We start from the raw sequence: 16685 nt of genomic DNA, 5'->3' as shown, positions 1-16685 counted from the left end.
GCCGAGCGCCGCCACACCCCAGAAGAACAACAAGAATCACTGGAGTGCCCATGCGTTACCGCACCGATTATAGTGCCGCCCAACTCGCCGCCGCGCCGCAGGTCATCGAGATCGCGGGCTGGCGCCTGCACTATCAGGCCTACTCGGTACGCCAGCGAGACGCGCGCGCACCGGTCCTGCTGCTCGGAGGCGCCTTCCAGAGTTTTCGTTCCTTCGCTGCCGAGGTAGATGAGCTGATCGCCGAGCATCCGGTGATATTGCTCGATCTGCCCAGCCAAGGCGGCAATCTGCAGCTGGCTCCCGAGTTGAGCCTGGAGCAGTTGGCCGACCTGATCGCCGGCTTTGCTGAGCAATTGGAGTTGCCGGCACTGATGCCAGTGGGTCTGTCCTATGGCTCGGCATTGGCCGCGCTGTTTGCCGCCCGCCACCCACAGCGCTGCTCACGCCTGCTGCTGGCCGGCATCACCGCGTTCGGCCGGCCAGGCGCGAGAAGAATGCTCGAGGAGAGCATGGTCCTGCTCGATGAAGGGCGCCTGGGCGAGTTCGCACAAGGCACGCTGAGCAGCCTGCTCAACCCACTGCAGCTGCAGGAAACCGGCATCTCGCCGGTTTTCCGCAAGGCACTTCTAAGGCAGCTCCAGCGCCTGAGTCCGGCCGAGATAGAGCGTTACCGGCAAAACAGCCAGCGCCTGCTGGCCTTCGGCGGCTTTGCCAAACATCCACAATGCCCAACACTGGTGCTGGCCGGCGAACACGACCACTTCACCCAGCCTTGGGAACACGCCCAGTTCACCTCGGCCTGCATTCGAGGCGAGTGCGCACTGATCCACCAGGCCGACCATCTAGCCCAGTTCGAACGCCGCGAAGCCTGCGGTGCACTCTATCGCCCCTTTCTCGGCAATCGCTCGCTACCAGTACGCAGCCCTGGCAGCACGCGCCTGCAAGCCGGGCAACTACTCAATATGGAAAAACGCTGCGAGCCGCGCCATAAGCCGCTTCAGCGCATGGCCCAGCTGCAGCACGCCGACGGTCAGCAGTGGCCGGTGGAACTGGGCGAACTAGGCTTCCTCGGCGGCCGACTGCACGCCGACCTGCCGCGCCAGTTGCCGCAACGGGGCTGGCAGTTGAAATATGCCGACCTGCCGAGCCAAGCCATTTTACCGCTGCGCCACGATGACCAGGGCCTGGCGTTCGTCTTCACCCATACCGATGCCAACGCCATCCAGGCGCTGGCCGAACGTATCCACCCGGTGCCGTTGCCGGCCGTGTCCTGCGCGTAGTACCCCGGATGCAATCTGCGGCATGAGTGCAAGTCGTCCCGGATTGCATACGGCTACGGCTCGAGCGGCGCACACTCTACACCTGCGCCTGAATCACCCGCACCAGACCTGGCAAACGCGCCGACGGCAGACCGAGGCTCGGCGCCTCGGCAGCGGGGTCGAGCACCTGAACCCGGGCGAAACCACAACGCCGGAAGCCCGCGATGATCTCGTTGTGATCACGGCAGTACAGCGAATAGCTACCGCGGGTGAGCCTGCCGATCAGGTCGACGCCCCAGCGCAGTTGCCGATAACGCGGATGTTCATGCAAGTCCGGGTACAGCTCGGTCAGGTAAACGGCTTCTGGGAACCCACCCAGCTCTGCAGCCAAGCGACTCCAGAAACCTTCGATCAGCGCCAGCGGAAAGTAATTGACCAGACCTTCGGTGATCACCAGTACGGGCTGACTGCGGTCCAGGCCCGCGAACAGCGCGCCCAGACACTGATTGCCGTGCGCCGCGAGAATATCCACTGCGCGTACCTGATGCCGGCCATCCAGCCAGCCTTCGCCATGCAGCAACAAACGCTTGCGCGCCGCCATCGCCGGCAGATCGGCTTCCAGGTACTGAATATTCGGGTAGCGCGAGCAGAACCGCCGACCGCGAGGCGAGAGGCCGCAGGCGATCTCCACCACCTGACGTACGCCTTGCAGCTCTATCGCCTCGGTGAGCAGCGCATCGATCTGCAGGTGGCGCTGTAGCAGCAAGGTCTCGATATCCAGCCCGAAAGCAGCCCGCGCGCCCCAGCTCAACGGCCACAACAGCTTGTGTACGAAACTGCCAAAAGCAGTGGCAAAAGCCGGTTCAGCCAGACGATGGCGATACCAGACGTAGCCGGTGTAATGCGCGGAGGGACTGATGTGAGCACTGTTGGCGCGGACACGTTCAGGCATTTTTAAGGTTCTTGTTGTTATGCTCGCGGCCCCAGATTAGAACGCTGCGAGCCGCTGCGACAGATCATGCCTGCCGAACCCACCCTAAGTTTGCCCTGGCCCGGCGCCAACCCACTGCCCGACTCGTTCTTCAACCGCGACGCCCAGTTGGTCGCTCGCGAACTGCTCGGCAAGGTGATTCGCCATCGCGTCGGCGATCTGTGGTTGAGCGCACGCATCATCGAGACCGAGGCCTACTACCTGGTCGACAAAGGCAGTCATGCGTCACTCGGCTATACGGAGAAGCGCAAGGCATTGTTTGCCGATGGCGGGCACATTTACATGTATTACGCCCGTGGCGGTGATTCCCTGAATTTCAGCGCATTGGGTCCCGGCAATGCGGTATTGATCAAATCCGGGCATCCGTGGATCGACCGCATCAGCGGCGCTGAGTCGCTCGCCCTCATGCAGCGCAACAATCCCGACAGTCTCGGCCGGCCACGCCCGGCAGAACGCCTGTGCGCCGGGCAGACCCTGCTGTGCAAGGCACTTGGTTTAAAGGTGCCGGATTGGGACGCACGTCGCTTCGATCCGCAGCGCTTGTTCGTCGAGGACGTCGGCGAGCGTCCGCATCCGCTCATTCAGTGCGCACGCCTGGGCATTCCCCAGGGACGCGACGAACACCTGCCCTATCGTTTCGTCGACGCCAGCTATGCCCGTCACTGCACACGCAACCCTTTGCGCCGAGGACAGGTCGAAGGGCGTGACTATCGACTGTTGAATGCAGAGGGATCTGAGCAATGAGCGTCTGGCTGGATAACCTGACCACCTGGCTGGGCAGCAACCCCCAATGGCTGGGGCTGGCGATCTTCCTCATCGCCCTGCTCGAGTGCCTGGCACTGGTGGGCATCATCCTGCCGGGCGTGGTGCTGCTGTTCAGCATCGCGCTACTGGCCGGCAGCGGCGTACTCAGCCTGTGGCAAACCCTGCTGCTGGCCTACGCCGGGGCCCTGTGTGGTGACATGCTGTCGTATGCGCTGGGCCGGCGCTTCCAACACAACATCGGGCGCTTGCCGGTCCTGCGTCGGCACCCTGAGTGGGTGCTGCGTGCAGAGCTGTACTTTCGCCAGTACGGCGTGGCCAGCTTGCTGGTCGGGCGTTTCATCGGCCCGCTGAGACCGATGCTGCCGATGGTAGCCGGCATGCTGAACATGCCGCTGCTGCGTTTCGTGCTGGTGAGTCTGGTTGCCGCCGCCGGCTGGTCAGTGGCCTATCTGCTGCCTGGCTGGGCCACGGGCGCTGCCTTGCGCCTGCCGATGGCCGAGGGTTTCTGGAGTGAAGCCGCAGTACTGCTCGCGGCCATTGCCGTGATACTGCTGCTGACGATCCAGGCCAGCCTTGCCGAGAAAAAACGCGCCAGCCTGCTGGGCGGCGGCCTGAGCCTGCTGCTGTTGCTGGCCATGATCATCGGCTGGCCGCATCTGGATGCACTGGACCAGGGGCTGATGACGCTGGTTCAGGAACAGCGCCAGGCCCATCTGGACAAGTGGATCGGTACATTGACTCGCCTGGGTGACTTCCATATCCAGCTGGTCGCCGCCGTGGTGCTGTGCGCGCTGCTGTTGCTGGCGCGGCGCTGGCGTCACCTGCTGTTCGCCGGCTCGACCCTGCTGTTGACCGCACTGGGCAATACGACGCTCAAGCATGGCTTCGCGCGCGCTCGCCCCGACGTGCTCAGCGAGCCACTGACGTCGTTCAGTTTTCCCAGTGGCCATACGTCGGCGGCTTTCGCCTTCTTCCTGGTTCTCGGCGTACTGGCCGGACGTGGCCAGTCGGCGCGCTTGCGCCTGGCCTGGCTGGTCGTGGCCTGCCTACCGGCACTGGCCATTGCCTTGTCACGGGTGTATCTGGGTGTGCACTGGCCCAGCGACATTATCGCCGGCGCCCTGCTGGCCTCGGCCATTTGCGGCCTGAGCCTGGCGCTGTGCCAGCGCCAGGCGCTGCTGCCGGCGCTACCGGCACGCCTGTGGTGGATCGTGCTGCCCGCCTGTCTCGCCGTACTGGGCGGCATGGCCACCTGGCAGCTGTCCACAGCGCTGCTGCGCTACGCCTACTGAGACAGACGCTCAGGCATCGCCCTGCAGCGACTCCAGCATGGTGTGCAACTGGTCGAGACGCTGGGCAGGGTCGTCCAGCTGCAGCAACTGCAGCTTCTGCCCCGGCTCGAGCGGCAGCAGGTAAGCCAACTGGTTGGCCAATTGCTGCTGCCCCGTCACCACGCCCAACATCCCTAGCCCGGCCACCAGCGGATGTTCGGCCAGCGCCGCATGCAGGGCCGCGAGATCGGCATGCTCGGTTTGCAGCGGGCAATCCGGCGCTTCTTCCAGCCACTGCACTTCGGCGACCGTCAGTTGATCGGGCAGGACCTGGGCGCGCTCGACGCGAAAGCGCCGGCCACCCTCTACACGGATACCCAGCAGGCCATTGGTACGCTGCTGAAAATCACGCACCAGCGCCTCACAGCCAATGGCGGCGAAACGACTGGCGGCTTCCCCGACCTCTTCGCCTTCGACGATGCACACCACGCCAAAGCCGCTGCCCTGTTTCATGCAGCGGCTGATCATGTCCAGATAACGCGCCTCGAATATCTGCAGGTCGAGCACGCAACCGGGAAACAACACGGTATTGAGCGGAAACAGCGGGAGAGTCATGGTTCGCAGCCAGTTTTCAACGCAGCCGGCAGGCTCTCACAGGAACAGCACAATCGCCAGTGGTAACAGCACAGCGGTAATGACCCCCATCAGGCTCATGGCCAGTGCCGCGAACGCGCCGCTCTCGTCGCTATCCTGCAGGGCCCGCGCGGTCCCTACGGCATGCGCGGTAATCCCCAATGCCATGCCCTGCGCAGCCGGATGGTGAACCCGACACAGACGCAGAATCGACGGCCCGACGATGGCGCCGATGACCCCGGTGATCATCACGAACACCGCGGCCAGCGCTGCGATGCCGCCGATCTGGTCGGCCACCAGCATGGCGATCGGCGAGGTCACCGACTTCGGCGCCATGCTCATCAGCACCAGATGCTCGGCGCCGAACAGCCAGGCCAGCCCCGCGCCGAGCACGGTGGCGAAGGTTCCGGCGATCAGCAGGGTCAGCACGATTGGCCAGAACAGCTGACGAATCCGCCGCATGTTGAGATACAGCGGTACTGCCAGCGCCACGGTTGCCGGGCCCAGCAGCAGGGTCAACGCCGAGACGCTGTTCCTGTATTCGGCGAAGCTCAAACCGCACAGCAACAGAATACCGATCACCGTGAGCATGGACACCAGCACCGGTTGCAGGAATACCCAGCGCGTGCGCTCGTAGGCGGCCATGGCCAGTTGATAGGCGCCCAGGGTGATACCGATGCCGAACAACGGGTGATGCGTCAGCGCCTGCCAGGCGCCCTGCCAATCCGGACTCATGCGTCCTCCCGGCGCTGCTGGCGCTCGATCAGCTTCTGCATCAACCAACCGGCGAAGGCCACGGAGACCAGCAGCGACAACACCAGCGCACCGACCACAGCCCAGAAGTCCGCCGCAATATCGCTGGCATAAGCCATCACGCCAACGGCCGGCGGCACCAGGATCAATGGCAGGTACTTCAGCAAGCTGCTGGAGGCGACGCTCAGTGGCTCACCCACCTCCCCTCGCGACAAAAGAAAGACGAACAGCAGCAGCATGCCGATGATCGGGCCGGGCAGCATTGGCAGCAGCAGTACATTGAGCGCGGTGCCGAGCAGTTGACACAGCACCAGCCAGGAGAGGCCGCGAAGCAGCATGGTTGAGGTCTCCAGAAAACGGGCAATAGCCGGCATCACCTTCTGCAAGAAGGGATTCCGGGCATCCTTGGGGGCATGTCGGCCATTATAAGCCTGATGCACCTGCGCTGGCCTCCGTATTGCTTCGTCAATCTCACCTATGCCATGCCATTCAGTAGCGCTAGGCAGGTTGACCGACTGTTGTCGCCATGCTGATCTAGGCTGCAACGGTTTCACGCACACAATAAAAACACCCGTGTCCTCAAGGAGGAACTATGCCGTTCGTACCCGTAGCAGAGCTCAAGGACCATGTTGGCAAGGAACTCGGCAAATCCGAGTGGCTGACCATCGATCAGGAGCGCATCAACCAGTTCGCCGAATGCACCGGTGATCACCAGTTCATCCATGTCGATCCGGAAAAGGCCAAGCAGACCCCCTTCGGCACCACCATCGCCCACGGTTTCCTGTCACTGTCACTGGTGCCGATGCTGATGGAGAAGATCATGATCATGCCGCAAGGCCTGAAGATGGCGGTGAACTATGGCCTCGACAGCGTGCGCTTCATTCAGCCGGTCAAGGTCGACTCCAGGGTACGTCTGGTGGTGACCCTGGTTGATGCCAACGAGAAGAACCCCGGCCAGTGGCTGCTCAAGGCACGCGCCGTGCTCGAGATCGAGGGCCAGGAAAAACCCGCTTATATCGCCGAACCGCTGTCGCTCTGCTTCGTCTGATTACCTACGGACATTCCGAATCGCTCCCGCTTGCGGTGCCTCGCACCCGAGCGGGATCCCGGCGATGATGGCAAAGCGTGCGGTGCGGCAGCGCAAGCATTCGGGCTTGCGGCATACTGCGGGCAAAGCACCGACCTGGATGTCCGTCATGAATCCCCCTGCCTTGCGCTTGCTCCCTCTTTGCCTGGCCCTGCTGCTCGCTGGCTGCGACCAGGCCCGCCCACTGTTGCCAGCCAACGCTACCCTGCCGGATGGCGGCCAGTACCGTGGCGAAATCGTCGATGGCCTGCTGCAAGGCCCGGGGCGCCTGGACTATCGCAACGGCAGCTGGTTCGCCGGCCAGTTCGAGGACGGCATGCTCGAAGGTAGCGGCGAGTGGCAAGGCCCGGGCGGCGAACACTATCAGGGGGAATTCCATCAGGGCATGTTCCACGGCCAGGGCACCCTCACCTACAGCGATGGCAGCCGCTATAAGGGCAACTTCGAGCGCAACCGTTTCAGTGGCGAAGGCCTGTTCGAACAGGGCAGCCAGCGCTATCAGGGTGAGTTTCGCGACGATCGCTTCCACGGCCTGGGCAAGCTGGAAATGGCCGATGGCAGCAGCTTTCAGGGCCAGTTCGTCAACGGCCAGCCACAAGGCCAGGGTGTACGCAGCGATGCCTATGGCAATCAGTACAGCGGTACCTTCAGCCAGGGTCTGATCAGCGGCCAGGGCAGCTACAGCAACGCCGATGGCGACAGTTACAGCGGCAGCTTCCAGAACGGTGAGTTCCACGGCAAAGGGCGCTACCAGAGCGCCAGTGGTGAGGTCTGGGCTGGCGAGTTCGTCGATGGCGTGATGCAGGGCCCCGGTGAATACAGCGCCGGTGAAGGCACGCGCTATCTCGGTGACTTCGAAGACTGGCAGTACGACGGGGAAGGCCTGCTCACCCTGGCTGATGGCAGCGCCTATCAAGGGCATTTTTCTGCTGGCGAATACAGTGGCAAGGGCACTCTGACCCAGGCCGACGGCAGCCGCCTGGTCGGCATCTGGCAGCGCGGTCGCCTGATTCGCGACGAACAGGGCAAGGCGTTACCCGACAGCCTCGAGCTCGGCCTGCTCCAGCAGGGGCGCCTGCTCGACGAGACCATCGCCGCCATTCCGGCGTCCACCCCGGCGCGAGAACTGTACGCGGTGACGCTGGCCGGCGACGGCAAGCAAAGCGTGTTCATGCGTGAAGCCGACTATGTCAGCCGTCTGATGCGTGAACGCTTCGGCGCCTTCGCCAGCGTCACACTGGTCAACCACCGCGATCATCTTGCCGATCGACCATTGGCCACCCGCGAGAACCTCGCCCGCGTCGTACAGGCGCTGGCCGAGCGCAGCGGCGAGGAAGACCTGATCTTCATCTACCTGACCAGTCATGGTTCACACCGTCACGAGCTCAATCTCGACCAACCGCGCCTGCAACTGGCCGACCTGCCCGCAGGCGAACTGGCGGCCCTGCTGGCGCCACTCAAGCAACGCGACAAGGTCGTGGTGATTTCCGCCTGCTATTCCGGCGGCTTCATCCCACCGCTGAAAGACGACAAGACCCTGGTGATGACCGCAGCTCGCGCCGACCGGGTGTCCTTCGGCTGTAGCGAGGAGAACGACTTCACCTACTTTGGCCGCGCCCTGTTCGCCGAAGCACTGGGTGAGACCGATAATCTCGAACGAGCGTTTGAACTGGCCAAGGAAAGAGTTGCCGAACGTGAGCAGAGCGCCGGTTTCGAACCCTCCGAACCGCAGATCTGGGCACCGCGCGGCGTACTCCAGCACTGGCGCAACCTGCGCCAGAGCCAGGCCGAGCGTGCGCTGAGCGCCGTGGCCAGCAGGCCGGCAACGGACTAAGCTGAACTGTAACGGACAAGAGACAACCGCATGTACCTGACTCCGCAGCACATCCTCATCGCCGGGGCCACCGGTCTCACCGGTGAACACCTGCTTGATCGCCTGCTCAGCGAACCGACAGTGGCGCGCGTGCTTGCCCCCACCCGACGACCGCTGGCAGCCCACCCGCATCTGGAAAACCCGGTTGGCGACTTGCAAACCCTGCTGCCACAGCTGTCCGGCCCGGTCGACACGGCTTTCTGCTGCCTGGGCAGCACCATCAAGCAGGCTGGCTCGCAGGAGGCCTTCCGCGCAGTCGATCATGACCTCGTGCTGGCTTTCGCCCAGCGTGCCCGCGAGTTGGGCGCGCGGCACCTGATAGTGATCAGCGCGCTTGGCGCCAATCCAAGCTCATCGGTGTTCTACAACCGCGTCAAAGGCGAAACCGAAGCATCGCTGAAAGCCATGGACTGGCCGCAACTGACCATCGCCCGCCCGTCGCTGCTGCTCGGCGCGCGCCATGAATTCCGCCTTGGCGAACGTCTGGCCGCCCCTTTGCTGCGCTGGCTGCCGGGCAAATATCGCGGTATCGACGCTTGCGTCCTGGCCCGTGCGCTGTGGCGCCTGGCGCTGGAGGAAGAGGACGGCATCCGCGTGATAGAGTCTTCCGACCTGCGCCGCCTGGGGCGCTGATGCTGTGGATGACACGATGAAACCGACGAGCCTGATCGAAGCCCTGCAAGATACCGACATGCTGGAGGTCGACGGCCTGTACGCCTGGCAGTTCGATCTCGACACCGAGCTGCTGGCGCAGATCAGCGCCGGCACGGCTGGCAGCGACAGCGCCGACAAACCTCTGCTGCAGGTCCATTGCATCGATGGCCGCGAACGCCGCCTGTGGAAGTTTTCTCTCGCCGCGGTACAAGCCGCACGATATGACGAAGAGAGCGACAGCTGGCATATCGAAGGCAACGAAGTCAGCCACACCCTCAAGTGCTTTGCCGCTTTCCGCGGCGACAACGATGATGACGACGACGTCTGAATCATGGGCCTCTACGACCGTCATGTCCTGCCTTACCTGATCGATTTCGCCTGCGGCATGGGCGCGGTGATGAAAGCCCGCTCGCAGATCGTGCCGCTGGCGAAAGGCCGAGTACTGGAAATTGGCATCGGCAGCGGCCTCAACCTGGAGTTCTACGACCCACAGCGCGTTCAGGTGGTGGTCGGCGTCGATCCATCCGCCGATATGCAGCGCCTGGCCCGCGAACGTGCGGCGCGCTGCAGGGTACCCGTGGAAATGATCGCCCTGGAGCTGGGGCAGATCCAGGCGGCGGACGCCAGCTTCGACGACATTGTCTGTACCTTCACCCTGTGTACCATCCCCGACGCCATCGCCGCGCTCAGGGAGATGCGCCGCGTGCTCAAACCCGATGGTCGCCTGCTGTTCTGCGAACACGGCCTGGCACCCGACCTGCCAGTAGTGCGCTGGCAGCAACGCCTCACGCCAGTGTGGAAGCCCCTGGCCGGCGGCTGCCACCTGGACCGCGACATACCGGCGCTGATCCAGGCCGGTGGCTTTCACATTCGCCAGCTCGATACCGGCTACCTCAAGGGCCCCCGGCCGATGACTCACGTCTATCGCGGCTGGGCTGACTGAGGTTCAAGCTCTTGGTTGCGCTGCAAGCCTCGGTGCGCAAGGCGCACCCTACGGACGCGCCCGAGCTTCCTCACCTGAACGAATCGCCAGCGGGTCGATCAGCCCAGCGGCAATGACCATACCCACCAGCTCCGCCAGGGTTTCGGCCTGCATGCGCTTCATCACCCGCGAGCGGTACAGGTCGACGGTCTTCACGCTGATATGCAGCTGCTCGGCCACTTCACGGTTGGTGTAGCCGCGTACCAGCGGCAGCAGCACGTCACGCTCGCGCGGGGTGAGCTGATCCAGGCGCGCCTGCACCTCATCCAGACGTGAGTCGCGGCGTGGCACAGGCGCACGCCGGGCCAGCGCCTGCTGCACGCTGTCGAGCAACAATTGTTCGTTGTAGGGCTTCTCGATGAAATCCACCGCGCCGGCCTTGAACGCACGCACGACGATGGGCACATCGGCATGGCCACTGACGAAGATCACCGGCAAGTCGATGCCCCGCACCCGCATCTCTTCCTGCACGTTCAACCCGCCCATACCCGGCATGCGCACATCCAGCAACACACAGGCATTGGCCTTGGGCTCGCAGGCGTCGAGAAAGGCGCGGCCACTGGTGAAGGGCACGCCTTTCAGGCCCACCGATTCCAGCAGCCAGAGCGTCGAGTCGAGCATGCCCTGGTCATCATCGACCACATAAACCAGTTGTTGCATCCCTGTACAGCTCCTCTTGTTGTTATGCATTTCATCGCTCGCGGCTACGACTGCCTGGATGCAGGAGGTAGAGCGAAGCAGGATGCCCGAGCCGAAAGCCCCCTGCCACAGCGTGCAGGCTTCGTGAGCGGGACTTCAGCCGTGACCGTTCGACAATGCCTCGTCATCCCGGCCCAACGGCAAACGACACTCCAGGCACAGGCCGCCCTCCAGCGGAAACGCCTCCAGCGCGCCGCCGAAGCCCTCGACGATGCTGCGACTCATGGACAAGCCAAGACCGAGACCCTCCGCCTTGCTGGTGTAGAACGGGGTGAACAACTTGCCCAGTTGCTCGCTGCTGACCCCAGGCCCCTGGTCGATCACGCGGATCGCCAGGCTGCCGTCCTGCTCGCAGGCTTCCAGGCGAATCTGCGACGGCGCGACGGCATGCACTTCACGATTGGCCTCGATAGCGTTGCGCAGCAGGTTGAGCAGCACCTGCTCGAGCAGCACCCGGTCGGCGAACACCGGCGGCAGATTGTCCGGCAAGGCGTCGCTGAGCGCCACCTGCGCGGCACCGGCTTCCCAGCTACACAAGCGCACCGCCTCGCGCGCCACCTCGGCCAGATCCAGCGCCTGCATGCGCCGCTGGCCCTTGCGCAGGAAGGCGCGCAGACGCTTGATCACCTCCGAGGCATGGTTGGCGTGCTCGGTGATGCGCGCCAGGCCCTGCGCCACCTTGTCCACCGCCACCGGATCACCGCCAACGCCCTGCAGGTAGCGCTGGCTGGCGCCGGCGTAGTTGACCACCGCCGCCAGCGGCTGGTTGATCTCATGGGCGATACCCGAGGCCAGCTCACCCAGAGTGACCAGGCGCGCGGTGTGCGCCAGCTCGTCCTGGTGACGACGCTGCTGTGCTTCGCGCAGTTCACGCTCGGTCATGTCCCGCGCCACCAGCGAGTAGTAGCGCTCGTCACCGGCACCACGATGCGCCAGCAACACCAGCGACACCGGCAGCGAGCCGCCCGCCAGCGGCAGCAAGCGCGCCTCGCAGCTCCACACGCCGCCAGCATCGGCGCGGGCCCAGCCTTCGCGCTCGAGCAGTGCCAGATCGGCCTCGGCCAGCAGTTGCGGCAAGGTTGGCAGCGGCTGCTCGGTAGCGATGCCCAACGCCCGCCGCGCCGAAGGGTTGAGGTGGGTCAGGCGTCCGCCTGGTTCGATGAACAGCACCAGATCGGTATTGGCCTCGACGACCTCGGCCAGGCGCCGCTTGTTCTCTTCGGCCTGGATGCGCGCGGTGATGTCGCGCGAGACACTGACCACCTCAACCACCGCGCCGGTGTAGGTCTCGCGGATGGCCCGGCTGGCGGTCTCGAACCACAGGTAATGGCCATCACGATGACGAATGCGATAGGTCATGGTGTGGTAACCGTCCTGCTCCAACGCCTCGTAAGCCTGGCGCACCTGCTGGGCCTGATCCAGTGGATGCAGCAGGCTGTCCACGCTGCGCCCGCGCAGCTCTTCCGGCCAGTAGCCGAGCAGCGTCCAACTGGCCGGCGAAGCATCGAGGAACACGCCCTCCGGTGTGTGGCGGGAAATCAGGTCGGTGGTGTTCTCGGTAATCAGCCGATACAGACGCCGCGCACGCGCAGCCTCGCGCTGGTCACGCACTTCCTGAGTCGCCTCACGGCAGCGCGCCAGTACGCGCTGTTCTGCGACATCCGGAATGAAGCTCCAGATCAGGATGCGCTCGCCATCCTGCGCCTCGACCGCCTCGATGGCCCTGCGTTGCTCCAGGCAGGCACGCACCAACGGCAGGTGATTGACCGGCAGCAGGGCCTCGACCTGCGCCAGCGAGCGCTCGCCAAGCAGCGCCTGCAAGGCCTGGTTGAACTCCAGCGGCCGCGCTCGCGGGTCGAGCAGCAGCGCCGGTTGCGGATCGGCCGAGAGCAACGGCGCGCTGCGGCTCATGCCGCCGGCCAGGCCGACCAGTTGCACCAGCAACTGGCGCAGCCAGGGCAGCCACTCCAGCCCGACACCCTCGTCCACCTGCAGCAACAACAGGCCCGCAGCACCGTCCTCCAGGCTCAGCGCCAGCGCCTGGCCATGGTGGATGGCGGCGCGGCGCAAGCGCCCGGCCAGCCAGCAGGGCAGTTGCCGCAGCGTATCCAGACTCATGCTTGGCTGCGCCAGCAACGCGTCGAACAGCGCCTGATCGCTGGCGGCCAGAGGGTCGCCCTGCCCTGGCGGCAGACGCGGTCCGCCGCCCTCCTGCGAATAGGTACGACTGGCTGGCTGCCAGGCCAGATACCATGCCTGGCGCACTTGTGGGCAACCCAGCACGGCGCGGCGCAGAGCTGCCGCCCGCTCGTTGAGGGGCGGCGCCTCGCGCTGAATGCGCAGCCAGGCCTGCAGCGGCACAGCCGCCTGATCGCTAGATAGATTCATATAGTAGTTATTCTATAAAACCTTGGTACAACTACCATGAAAATTAGAAATAACCTATAAATTATCGCCAGAAAGATTCGGTAATGCCCGCATCATTACCGGAATAACCAGAGCTAACAATCAGCCAAAGGTGTATCCGCCATGTCGATCTACGAGCAGGGCCTCGGCCGCGCCGCCGTCAACCATGTCGCCCTCAGCCCCCTGAGCTTTATCGAACGCACGGCGGCGGTATACCCGCACTACCCGGCCGTGGTGCATGGTTCGATTCGGCGTGACTGGGCCGAGACCTACGCGCGCTGCCGGCGTCTAGCCTCGGCACTGGCCGGACGCGGCATCGGCAAGGGCGATACGGTGGCGGTGATGCTGCCGAACATCCCGGCGATGCTCGAGGCGCATTTCGGTGTGCCGATGATCGGCGCGGTGCTCAACACCCTCAACGTGCGCCTGGATGCCGAAGCCATCTCCTTCATGCTGCAGCACGGTGAAGCCAAGGTGGTGATCGCCGACCGCGAGTTCTTCGATGTGATCCACGCGGCCATCGGCATGCTCGACCATCCGCCGCTGGTGATCGACGTCGACGACCCCGAGTACGGCGAAGGCCAGGCGGTCAGCGAGCTGGACTACGAAGCCTTCCTCGCCGAGGGCGACCCGCAGTTCGCCTGGCAGTGGCCGACGGACGAGTGGCAGGCCATCAGCCTCAATTACACCTCCGGCACCACCGGCAATCCCAAGGGCGTGGTCTATCACCACCGCGGCGCGTTCCTCAACGCCATGGGCAACCAGATGACCTGGAACATGGGTAACCACCCGGTCTACCTGTGGACCCTGCCGATGTTCCACTGCAACGGCTGGTGCTACCCCTGGACCATCACCGCGCTGGCGGGCGTGCATGTATTCCTGCGCCGCGTCGACCCGGCGAAGATCCTAACCCTGATCCGCGACGAGCAGGTCAGCCACCTGTGCGGCGCGCCCATCGTGCTCAACGCGCTGGTAAACATGCCGGCAGAGGCCAAGGCAGCCATCGATCATCCGGTCAAGGCCATGGTCGCCGGCGCTGCGCCACCAGCCAAGGTGATCGGCGCGGTGGAAGAGATGGGCATCTCCGTGACCCACGTCTACGGCCTGACCGAGGTCTACGGGCCGGTGACCCTGTGCGCCTGGCACGCCGAGTGGGACGAACTGCCACTGGAGGAGCGCGCCACCATCAAGGCGCGTCAGGGCGTGCGCTACCCGACCCTGGAAGGTGTGATGGTCGCCGACCCGAAAACCCTCGAGCCGGTGCCGCGCGACGGCCAGACCATCGGCGAGATCTTCATGCGTGGCAACACCGTGATGAAGGGCTACCTGAAGAACCCCAGCGCCACCAGCGAAGCCTTCGAGGGCGGCTGGTTCCACACCGGCGACCTGGGCGTGTGCCACGCCGATGGCTACGTGGAAATCCGCGACCGCCTCAAGGACATCATCATCTCCGGCGGCGAGAACATCTCCACCATCGAGGTCGAGGGCGTGCTCTATCGCCACCCCGCCGTGCTGGAGGCCGCCGTGGTCGCCCGCCCGGACGAGAAATGGGGTGAGACGCCCTGCGCCTTCATCACCCTCAAGACCGGCCAGCATGCCAGTGACAGCGAAATCATGGCCTTCTGCCGCGAACATCTGGCCGCGTTCAAGGTACCCAAGACCGTGGTCTTCACCCAGTTGCCCAAGACCAGCACCGGCAAGATCCAGAAGTTCGTCCTGCGCGATATGGCCAAGGCGCTGTAGAGGCGCCCTCTCCCCCGGCCCCTCTCCCGCAAGCGGGAGAGGGGTGAATGAACCGTTTTCACAACAACAATAACCGGCCCTGGCGGCCGACGGAGAACCCTCATGCAAATCTTCAAGCGCCGTGACGGCGACGAGCAACCGCACTGGCCTGTCGGGCCGTTCAAGGTACGCCTGCCGTTCGTCCACTACCGCTGGGAAACCGCCGAGATGCTGCAGGCGCTGATCATGTTCGTGGTCAGCCTGGCGATGATCCCGCTGCTGGAAAAGTACCTCGGCCTGCCCTACGACGTCGCCCTGGCCTACGTGGTGGTGTGCGGCATCGGCTTCATGCTGCCGGCACTGCTCGGCGTGCCCTTCGTGCCCGGCTGGATCACCCCCGGCATCCCGGTGGTGCTGCTGTTTCTCGGCAACTACGAACCGGGCCCGGAGGCCATCCGGGCGCTGTTCGCCCTGCAGTTCCTGGTGTTCGTGATCTTCCTCTTCCTCGGCGTCACGCGCCTGGGCAGCACGCTGGTACGGTTGATCCCCAACTCGATGAAGGGCGGCATCATCATCGGCGCCGGCATCGCCGCGCTGATGGGCGAGATCAGTGCCGGTGGGCGCCTGGCCAACACACCGATCTCGCTGGTGCTCGGCAGCCTGATCTGCCTATACCTGATGTTCTCGGTATCGTTCAAGGGCCTGACCGAGCGCCTGCCGCTGGCACGCAAGATCGTCAATTACGGCATGGTGCCCGGCATGCTGATCGCCATTTTCATCGGCATTGCCGTGGGCGAGTACAAGATGCCCGACGTCAAATGGGGCATCACCGCGCCGGCCTTCGGCGAGATGTGGAACTACCTGCCGTTCAGCGTCGGCTTCCCCGGCCTGGACGTGTTCATGCTGGCCGTTCCCACGGCGGTGATCGCCTACGTGATCGCCTTCGGCGACATCATCGTCGGTCAGTCGCTGATGCAGCGCGCCGATGAACTGCGCACCGACGAAGTGATCGAAAACAACGTCGACCGCGTGCATCTGGTGACCGCCATTCGCAATGCCCTGCACGCCTTCTTCGCGCCCTACCCTGGCCTCGCCGGGCCATTGTGGACGGCCGTGGCGGCGACCATGGCCGAGCGCTACAAGTACGGACGCAAGGCGATGGACTCGATCTACAGCGGCGCCGGCACCTTCTGGATCACCGGCTTCGCCGCGCTGTTCATGCTGCCACTGGTCAGCTTCTTCCAGCCGGTGCTGCCGATCGCCCTGTCGCTGACGCTGATCCTCACCGGCTATATCTGCCTGATGGTCGGCTTCGAGCAATTGAACAACAACACCGAGCGCGGTATCGCCGGCACCATGGGTGTGGTGCTCGCCGTCTACGGCGCGGGCTGGGGCCTGGCCGCAGGCGCTGCGCTGTACATTCTGGTCGAGCGCACCCATCTGCTTAAATTCACCAGCGTCAAGGATAAGCCGCACGAACCGGCCGAAGCCGACTAACAGACCATTGAAAAACTACCTGCGTTGCCATTGCTGCGTTAAAAACAGGCTCAAAATGCTCATTTACAGCTCCGTAAACTCCGCTTTTTCGCC

At 64.3% G+C, this 16685-nt stretch carries 16 protein-coding genes; 10 read left to right on the top strand and 6 right to left on the bottom strand.

Annotated elements, in window-relative coordinates:
• The first annotated feature begins 50 nt into the window (after positions 1 to 50).
• A complete protein-coding gene (locus ACJRW5_RS17420) occupies positions 51 to 1280 on the top strand; it encodes an alpha/beta fold hydrolase (protein ID WP_484571748.1) in 1230 nt (409 codons plus the stop codon).
• 76 nt (positions 1281 to 1356) lie between these two features.
• On the opposite strand, the gene ACJRW5_RS17415 is transcribed toward ACJRW5_RS17420, so the two are convergent.
• Positions 1357 to 2211, bottom strand: coding sequence for a class I SAM-dependent methyltransferase (locus ACJRW5_RS17415; RefSeq protein ID WP_484571747.1), 855 nt, complete (start codon positions 2209 to 2211; stop codon positions 1357 to 1359).
• A 66-nt stretch (positions 2212 to 2277) separates the two neighbouring features.
• Between ACJRW5_RS17415 and ACJRW5_RS17410 the strand changes: the two genes are divergently transcribed.
• Together ACJRW5_RS17410 and ACJRW5_RS17405 are read left to right on the top strand one after the other, a co-directional pair.
• Positions 2278 to 2994: a DNA-3-methyladenine glycosylase gene (locus ACJRW5_RS17410; RefSeq protein ID WP_484571746.1), complete on the top strand. Its 717-nt coding sequence runs from the start codon at positions 2278 to 2280 to the stop codon at positions 2992 to 2994.
• The gene (locus ACJRW5_RS17405) at positions 2991 to 4307 is read left to right on the top strand and encodes a bifunctional DedA family/phosphatase PAP2 family protein (protein ID WP_484571745.1); all 1317 of its coding nucleotides are present in this window, start codon (positions 2991 to 2993) and stop codon (positions 4305 to 4307) included. The genes ACJRW5_RS17410 and ACJRW5_RS17405 overlap by 4 nt, the downstream gene beginning before the upstream one ends.
• Positions 4308 to 4316: 9 nt before the next feature.
• On the opposite strand, the gene ACJRW5_RS17400 is transcribed toward ACJRW5_RS17405, so the two are convergent.
• Genes ACJRW5_RS17400 through ACJRW5_RS17390 form a run of 3 tightly spaced genes read right to left on the bottom strand, consistent with a single transcriptional unit; the run spans position 4317 to position 6010 of the window.
• Positions 4317 to 4901, bottom strand: a complete 585-nt coding sequence (locus ACJRW5_RS17400; RefSeq protein ID WP_484571744.1) for an LON peptidase substrate-binding domain-containing protein — start codon at positions 4899 to 4901, stop codon at positions 4317 to 4319.
• Between the two features lie 36 nt (positions 4902 to 4937).
• Positions 4938 to 5654, bottom strand: a complete 717-nt coding sequence (locus ACJRW5_RS17395) for an LrgB family protein (protein WP_484571743.1) — start codon at positions 5652 to 5654, stop codon at positions 4938 to 4940.
• Positions 5651 to 6010 carry a CidA/LrgA family protein gene (locus ACJRW5_RS17390; protein WP_484571742.1) on the bottom strand — a complete coding sequence of 120 codons (360 nt, stop codon included), beginning with the start codon at positions 6008 to 6010 and terminating at the stop codon, positions 5651 to 5653. Before ACJRW5_RS17390 ends, ACJRW5_RS17395 begins: the two co-directional genes overlap by 4 nt.
• A 254-nt stretch (positions 6011 to 6264) precedes the next feature.
• Between ACJRW5_RS17390 and ACJRW5_RS17385 the strand changes: the two genes are divergently transcribed.
• The 5 genes from ACJRW5_RS17385 to ACJRW5_RS17365 all read left to right on the top strand — a co-directional run bounded on the left by ACJRW5_RS17385 (position 6265) and on the right by ACJRW5_RS17365 (position 10229).
• Positions 6265 to 6720: a MaoC family dehydratase gene (locus tag ACJRW5_RS17385; RefSeq protein WP_484571741.1), complete on the top strand. Its 456-nt coding sequence runs from the start codon at positions 6265 to 6267 to the stop codon at positions 6718 to 6720.
• 148 nt (positions 6721 to 6868) lie between these two features.
• Entirely contained in the window at positions 6869 to 8593 is a 1725-nt protein-coding gene (locus tag ACJRW5_RS17380; RefSeq protein WP_484571740.1) for a C13 family peptidase, read from the top strand.
• 30 nt (positions 8594 to 8623) lie between these two features.
• A complete protein-coding gene (locus ACJRW5_RS17375) occupies positions 8624 to 9265 on the top strand; it encodes an oxidoreductase (RefSeq protein ID WP_484571739.1) in 642 nt (213 codons plus the stop codon).
• 16 nt (positions 9266 to 9281) lie between these two features.
• On the top strand, positions 9282 to 9614 hold the full coding sequence (locus tag ACJRW5_RS17370) for a DUF5629 family protein (RefSeq protein WP_484571738.1): 333 nt from the start codon (positions 9282 to 9284) through the stop codon (positions 9612 to 9614).
• Between the two features lie 3 nt (positions 9615 to 9617).
• Positions 9618 to 10229 (top strand): class I SAM-dependent methyltransferase, encoded by a 612-nt coding sequence (locus ACJRW5_RS17365; RefSeq protein WP_484571737.1) that lies wholly within the window; start codon positions 9618 to 9620, stop codon positions 10227 to 10229.
• A gap of 48 nt (positions 10230 to 10277) precedes the next feature.
• Here ACJRW5_RS17365 and ACJRW5_RS17360 read toward each other — a convergent pair whose 3' ends face one another.
• Together ACJRW5_RS17360 and ACJRW5_RS17355 are read right to left on the bottom strand one after the other, a co-directional pair.
• Positions 10278 to 10928: a response regulator transcription factor gene (locus ACJRW5_RS17360; RefSeq protein WP_484571736.1), complete on the bottom strand. Its 651-nt coding sequence runs from the start codon at positions 10926 to 10928 to the stop codon at positions 10278 to 10280.
• Between the two features lie 135 nt (positions 10929 to 11063).
• Entirely contained in the window at positions 11064 to 13355 is a 2292-nt protein-coding gene (locus ACJRW5_RS17355) for a PAS domain-containing sensor histidine kinase (protein WP_484571735.1), read from the bottom strand.
• Positions 13356 to 13496: 141 nt separating this feature from the next.
• Here ACJRW5_RS17355 and ACJRW5_RS17350 point away from each other — a divergent pair, with 141 nt between their 5' ends.
• The gene (locus tag ACJRW5_RS17350; protein ID WP_484571734.1) at positions 13497 to 15116 is read left to right on the top strand and encodes an acyl-CoA synthetase; all 1620 of its coding nucleotides are present in this window, start codon (positions 13497 to 13499) and stop codon (positions 15114 to 15116) included.
• Between the two features lie 102 nt (positions 15117 to 15218).
• A complete protein-coding gene (locus ACJRW5_RS17345) occupies positions 15219 to 16592 on the top strand; it encodes a solute carrier family 23 protein (protein WP_484571733.1) in 1374 nt (457 codons plus the stop codon).
• Positions 16593 to 16685 lie beyond the last annotated feature (93 nt).

The sequence above is a fragment of the Pseudomonas pichavaramensis genome, from assembly GCF_050473265.1.
Classification (GTDB): Bacteria; Pseudomonadota; Gammaproteobacteria; order Pseudomonadales; family Pseudomonadaceae; genus Aquipseudomonas.
Note: the sequence above shows the minus strand (reverse complement) of the source record. Positions and strands in the feature narration are given on the sequence as shown.

What these genes read in the sequence shown, in the direction of transcription:
- ACJRW5_RS17355 (WP_484571735.1), bottom strand. Translation starts at nt 13,355, where the DNA reads ATGAATCTATCTAGCGATCAGGCGGCTGTGCCGCTGCAGGCCTGGCTG.
- ACJRW5_RS17360 (WP_484571736.1), bottom strand. Translation starts at nt 10,928, where the DNA reads ATGCAACAACTGGTTTATGTGGTCGATGATGACCAGGGCATGCTCGAC.
- ACJRW5_RS17410 (WP_484571746.1), top strand. Translation starts at nt 2,278, where the DNA reads ATGCCTGCCGAACCCACCCTAAGTTTGCCCTGGCCCGGCGCCAACCCA.
- ACJRW5_RS17385 (WP_484571741.1), top strand. Translation starts at nt 6,265, where the DNA reads ATGCCGTTCGTACCCGTAGCAGAGCTCAAGGACCATGTTGGCAAGGAA.
- ACJRW5_RS17420 (WP_484571748.1), top strand. Translation starts at nt 51, where the DNA reads ATGCGTTACCGCACCGATTATAGTGCCGCCCAACTCGCCGCCGCGCCG.
- ACJRW5_RS17405 (WP_484571745.1), top strand. Translation starts at nt 2,991, where the DNA reads ATGAGCGTCTGGCTGGATAACCTGACCACCTGGCTGGGCAGCAACCCC.
- ACJRW5_RS17375 (WP_484571739.1), top strand. Translation starts at nt 8,624, where the DNA reads ATGTACCTGACTCCGCAGCACATCCTCATCGCCGGGGCCACCGGTCTC.
- ACJRW5_RS17370 (WP_484571738.1), top strand. Translation starts at nt 9,282, where the DNA reads ATGAAACCGACGAGCCTGATCGAAGCCCTGCAAGATACCGACATGCTG.
- ACJRW5_RS17395 (WP_484571743.1), bottom strand. Translation starts at nt 5,654, where the DNA reads ATGAGTCCGGATTGGCAGGGCGCCTGGCAGGCGCTGACGCATCACCCG.
- ACJRW5_RS17390 (WP_484571742.1), bottom strand. Translation starts at nt 6,010, where the DNA reads ATGCTGCTTCGCGGCCTCTCCTGGCTGGTGCTGTGTCAACTGCTCGGC.
- ACJRW5_RS17415 (WP_484571747.1), bottom strand. Translation starts at nt 2,211, where the DNA reads ATGCCTGAACGTGTCCGCGCCAACAGTGCTCACATCAGTCCCTCCGCG.
- ACJRW5_RS17345 (WP_484571733.1), top strand. Translation starts at nt 15,219, where the DNA reads ATGCAAATCTTCAAGCGCCGTGACGGCGACGAGCAACCGCACTGGCCT.
- ACJRW5_RS17400 (WP_484571744.1), bottom strand. Translation starts at nt 4,901, where the DNA reads ATGACTCTCCCGCTGTTTCCGCTCAATACCGTGTTGTTTCCCGGTTGC.
- ACJRW5_RS17365 (WP_484571737.1), top strand. Translation starts at nt 9,618, where the DNA reads ATGGGCCTCTACGACCGTCATGTCCTGCCTTACCTGATCGATTTCGCC.
- ACJRW5_RS17380 (WP_484571740.1), top strand. Translation starts at nt 6,869, where the DNA reads ATGAATCCCCCTGCCTTGCGCTTGCTCCCTCTTTGCCTGGCCCTGCTG.
- ACJRW5_RS17350 (WP_484571734.1), top strand. Translation starts at nt 13,497, where the DNA reads ATGTCGATCTACGAGCAGGGCCTCGGCCGCGCCGCCGTCAACCATGTC.